Origin of the sequence: Aeromicrobium sp. (genome assembly GCF_036676885.1) — a bacterium.
Lineage (GTDB): Bacteria > Actinomycetota > Actinomycetes > Propionibacteriales > Nocardioidaceae > Aeromicrobium.
Genome location: NZ_JAKFCB010000243.1, coordinates 1 through 4,605 on the forward strand (window position 1 = coordinate 1; position 4,605 = coordinate 4,605).

At 69.5% G+C, this 4,605-nt stretch carries 5 protein-coding genes; 4 read left to right on the plus strand and 1 reads right to left on the minus strand.

What is annotated here, in order from left to right; genetic code table 11:
- Positions 1-55 precede the first annotated feature (55 nt).
- The 3 genes from V6M46_RS10875 to tgt are packed head-to-tail and all read left to right on the plus strand — an operon-like array spanning position 56 to position 2,324.
- Entirely contained in the window at positions 56-460 is a 405-nt protein-coding gene (locus tag V6M46_RS10875) for a tetratricopeptide repeat protein (protein ID WP_332664769.1), read from the plus strand.
- Between the two features lie 26 nt (positions 461-486).
- A complete protein-coding gene (locus V6M46_RS10880; RefSeq protein WP_332664772.1) occupies positions 487-1,128 on the plus strand; it encodes a M50 family metallopeptidase in 642 nt (213 codons plus the stop codon).
- Positions 1,125-2,324, plus strand: coding sequence for a tRNA guanosine(34) transglycosylase Tgt (tgt, locus tag V6M46_RS10885; RefSeq protein WP_442880499.1), 1,200 nt, complete (start codon positions 1,125-1,127; stop codon positions 2,322-2,324). Before V6M46_RS10880 ends, tgt begins: the two co-directional genes overlap by 4 nt.
- A gap of 99 nt (positions 2,325-2,423) precedes the next feature.
- On the opposite strand, the gene V6M46_RS10890 is transcribed toward tgt, so the two are convergent.
- Complete coding sequence (locus tag V6M46_RS10890) at positions 2,424-3,149, minus strand: queuosine precursor transporter (protein WP_332664776.1); 726 nt, start codon at positions 3,147-3,149, stop codon at positions 2,424-2,426.
- A gap of 43 nt (positions 3,150-3,192) precedes the next feature.
- Between V6M46_RS10890 and V6M46_RS10895 the strand changes: the two genes are divergently transcribed.
- Positions 3,193-4,446, plus strand: coding sequence for a geranylgeranyl reductase family protein (locus V6M46_RS10895; protein ID WP_332664778.1), 1,254 nt, complete (start codon positions 3,193-3,195; stop codon positions 4,444-4,446).
- Positions 4,447-4,605 lie beyond the last annotated feature (159 nt).

A 4,605-nucleotide genomic window follows, 5' to 3' on the forward strand; every position in this document is an offset into this window, starting at 1 on the left:
GAATGAACCCCGGCATGGCGACGTTGACCCGGCCGACGCCCTGGAAGGAGGCTTCATGACCATCTACCTGACCCCGAACATCAGCGACGACACGATCGAGTCGCTCGACCTGTTCGACGCCTACCGCTACGGCGAGGAGCTGCTCGACTCGCGCTTCCCCCGCGATGCGGCACGCGTGCTCCGCAAGGTGGTCGAAGCCGAGCCCGACAACCCCGCGGCATGGGAGCTGCTGGGCCGTGCCCACTTCGCCGCCGCGCACCTGCCGCTGGCCGAGGAGGCGTTCCGCCGGCTCATCGAGCTCGAGCCCACCAGCATGTGGGCGCAGACCGCGCTGGGCCTGACGCTCGACCGGCAGAGCCGGCACCGCGAAGGCGCACTGCACCACCGGGTGGCCGCGGCCATGGGCGCCTCGGAGCGTGACGCCACGCGCGTCGAGCTCGTCGACCGGCAGACCGGCTGACCGCCCTGGACACGCATCAGGCCGCCGTGGCGACCGCCGTCGCTCTCGTCGTCATATCGCCCGTGTGGTCGGCGACCCGGCACCTCGTGACCCTGGTGCACGAGGCCGGGCACGCGGTCGTCGCGGTGCTGACGGGGCGCCGGCTCAATGGCATACGGCTGCACAGCGACACCTCGGGGCTGACCGTCTCCAGCGGCAAGCCCCGGGGTGCCGGCATGATCGCGACGGCGGCGGCCGGCTACCTCGCGCCCGCCGCGCTGGGCCTCGGGTCGGTGCTGCTCGTCGACGCCGGGTACACCCCGTGGGCGTTGTATGCCGGCCTGGCCACGCTCGCGCTGATGCTGCTGTACATCCGCAACTGGTTCGGGCTCGTCGTCGTCGGGCTCAGCGGTGTCGGCGTGGGCCTGCTGATCTGGCGGGCGCCCGAGCGGGTGCAGGACTTCGCCGCACTGGCATTCGCCTGGTTCCTGCTCGTGGCCGCGCCCCGGACGACCCTCGACCTGTGGGCACATCGCCGGCGGATGCGCACACGTACGACCGACGCCGACATCCTCGCCCGGCTGACTTTCCTGCCCGCCTCGGTGTGGAACACGATCTTCCTGCTGCTGACCGGCGCCGCACTGGTCGCCGCCGTGCAGGTCGCGGGACTGCTCAGTCTGATTGACTGACCGACGTGTTCACCGTCGGCAAGGAGCTCGAGGACGCGCTCGGGCGCAGCGGCACGATCTCGACCCCGCACGGCGAGATCCGCACGCCGGCCTTCATCCCGGTCGGCACCCGCGCCACGGTCAAGGCCGTGCTGCCGGAGGCTATGGCCGACCTCGGCGCACAGGCGCTGCTCGCCAATGCCTACCACCTCTACCTGCAGCCCGGCGCCGACATCATCGACGAGGCCGGCGGTATCGGCACGTTCATGAACTGGCCCGGGCCGACGTTCACCGACTCCGGCGGGTTCCAGGTGCTGTCGCTCGGCGCCGGCTTCAAGAAGACGCTCTCGATGGACTCGCACTCGGTGCAGCCCGACGATGTCATCGCCGAGGGCAAGGACCGGCTCGCGCTGGTCGACGACGACGGCGTGACGTTCACGTCGCACCTCGACGGCTCCAAGCACCGGTTCACCCCCGAGGTGTCGATGCAGATCCAGCACCAGCTGGGCGCCGACATCATGTTCGCGTTCGACGAGCTCACGACGCTGATGAACTCGCGCGGCTACCAGGAGGAGTCGATCAAACGTACGCAGGCGTGGGCCGAGCGATGCGTCGTCGAGCATCACCGGCTCTCCGCCGAGCGGGCCGACAAGCCGCCTCAGGCGCTGTTCGGCATCGTGCAGGGCGCGCAGCACGAGGACCTGCGTCGTGCCGCGGCGCGAGGGCTGGTCGGCCTCGACTTCGACGGGTACGGCGTCGGTGGCGCGATCGAGAAGGAGAGCCTCGGCACGATCGTGCGCTGGGTGTGTGAAGAGCTGCCCGACGACAAGCCGCGTCACCTGCTGGGCATCAGCGAGCCGAACGACCTGTTCACCGCCGTCGAGAACGGCTGCGACACGTTCGACTGCGTCTCACCGTCGCGGGTCGCCCGGTCGTCGCGGGTCTACACGCTGACCGGGCGCTTCAACCTCAACGTCGCGGCGTCACGGCGCGACTTCGGCCCGATCGACCCCGAGTGCGACTGCTACACGTGCGGGCACTACTCCAGGGCGTACCTGCACCACATGTTCAAGACCAAGGAGTACGTCGCCGCGACGCTCGCGACGATCCACAACGAGCGGTTCACGGTCCGCCTCGTCGACGACATGCGTACGCACATCGAAGCCGGCACGTTCACCGAGTTCAAGGCCGAGTTCCTCGCCAAGTTCTACGGCTGACGGCGCCTGCGGTTTACCAGGAGAACCTGGTAAAGGGCCACTCCTCCAGGCAAATTTGGCCGGTGAAGTGGTGGTTTACCAGGTTCTCCTGGTAAACCGTCACGCCCAGTAGGTCGGCTCGCGGTCCTTGAGCAGCTTGATGACGAACATCGTGATCGGCATGACGAGCAGCTCGACGGCGCACTTGAAGACGAACCCGACGACGAAGTAGTTGACGAACTGGCCACCCGTCGAGATCCCGATCGCCGACGCCGCGATCGCGCAGAAGATGAACGTGTCGGCCGCCTCGCCCACGCCGGTCGAGCTCGCCAGCCGACGGAACAGCCCCGGCTCGGCGCTGCGGGCCTTCATGCGTACGAGCACCCACGAGTTGAGGAACTGACCCGCGAGGTACGCGATCATCGACGCCGCGACGATCTGCACGCCCGACCAGACGACGCTCTCGAACGCCTCCTGGTTCTCGTAGAAGCCGGCACCCGGCAGCTCCATGACGACCAGGAACGTCGCGAACGTCATGATGGCCGTGCCGAAGCCGACCAGGATCGCCCGCCGCGCCGCCTTGAACCCGTAGACCTCGGACATGACGTCGCCGAGGATGTACGCCAGCGGGAACAGCACCGCTCCCCCGTCGGAGATGACCGGCCAGATCTGCACCGGGCCCAGCGACAGGTCGCCCGAGCCGAACTCCGTGGCCTTGGTCGCAGCGATGTTGGACACGACGAGAACCACGCAGAACACGGCGAGGATGACGTCGTAGTACGACGATCCGCGCGACGCGTAGTGGATCTCGCGGTCGGGCTGAGCAGCGGTTTCCTGCGATGTCATGGGTGACATCCAACCACGTGGCCGCCTCTGGGAGAATTGCCTCATGACGCCCGACCTGCCGACACGAACCGACGTGCTCGTCGTCGGAGCAGGTCCCGCAGGATCGGCCGCCGCCGCCTGGACCGCACGCTTCGGCATGGAGACCGTGCTGGCGGACGCCGCGACGTTCCCCCGCGACAAGACCTGCGGCGACGGGCTCACCCCGCGCGCGATCGCGGAGCTCCAGCGCCTGGGCCTCGAGGAGTGGGTACGCGGTCACGGCACCAACCGCGGCCTGCGTGCTGCCGGCTTCGGCCAGGAGCTCCTGCTGCCGTGGCCCGGTGGTTCGCTGCCCGACTGGGGTTCGGCGGTCCCGCGCACGGAGCTCGACGACAAGATCTTCCGGGTCGCCGTCGAGGCCGGCGCCACGCCGCTCGAGGGCGCCCGCGCCGTCGACGCCGAGCGTGACGCCTCCGGCAGGGTCATCGCCGTGACGTTCCAGATCGGCAAGGAGCGCACGCCGCACACGATCCACTGCGACCGGCTCGTGGTGGCCGACGGCGTACGTTCGCCGCTGGGTCGCGTGCTCGGCCGCGAGTGGCACCGCGACACGGCGTACGGCGTGGCCGGTCGCTCATACGTGAAGTCCGGCCGCAGCGACGACCCGTGGATCTCCTCGCACCTCGAGCTCCGCGGCGAGGATGACGAGCTGCTGCCGGGCTACGGCTGGATCTTCCCGCTCAGCGATGGCGAGGTCAATCTCGGCGTCGGCGCCCTCGCCACGGCCAAGCGTCCGGCCGAGCTGCAGATCCGCCCGCTGATGGAGTACTACGCGACCCTCCGCCGCGAGGAGTGGGACCTCAGCGGCGAGCTGCGGATGCCCACCAGCGCCCTGCTGCCCATGGGTGGCGCGGTGTCCGGCGTCGCCGGGCCCAACTGGATCCTGGTCGGCGACGCGGCAGGCTGCGTCAACCCGCTCAACGGCGAAGGCATCGACTACGGCCTCGAGACCGGCCGGGTCGGCGCCGAGCTCATGCGGACCCACATCGACCTCCAGGACGCCTGGCCCGCCTTGCTCACGACGCACTACGGCGAGGCGTTCTCGATCGCCCGCCGCCTCGCGGGCCTCATCACGGTGCCGCGCCTGCTGCCCACGGCCGGTCCGGTCGGCATGCGGTCGCACCGCCTCATGACGTTCGCCCTGCGCGTCATGGGCAACTTCGTCACCGACGAGGACCGCGACTTCACCGCCCGGCTGTGGCGCTGGGCCGGTCGCCAGTCCGTACGCCTCGACGACCGCCCGCCCTTCACGTCCTGACCGACGGACATGCGAAAGGCCCGGCCGGAGCCGGGCCTTTCGATGTTCAGGCGGTCACGCAGCAGGCGGCGCCGGCGGCGTGTCCTTCTTGTTGAACTCCGGCATCTTCTCGCCCGACTCCTTGAAGGAGAGGAACGTGAAGGCCGTGAGGGCGATCGT

Bases quoted from the DNA above. Each gene is read 5' to 3' on its own strand.
- V6M46_RS10895 (WP_332664778.1), top strand. From the start codon at position 3,193: ATGACGCCCGACCTGCCGACACGAACCGACGTGCTCGTCGTCGGAGCA.
- V6M46_RS10890 (WP_332664776.1), bottom strand. From the start codon at position 3,149: ATGACATCGCAGGAAACCGCTGCTCAGCCCGACCGCGAGATCCACTAC.
- V6M46_RS10875 (WP_332664769.1), top strand. From the start codon at position 56: ATGACCATCTACCTGACCCCGAACATCAGCGACGACACGATCGAGTCG.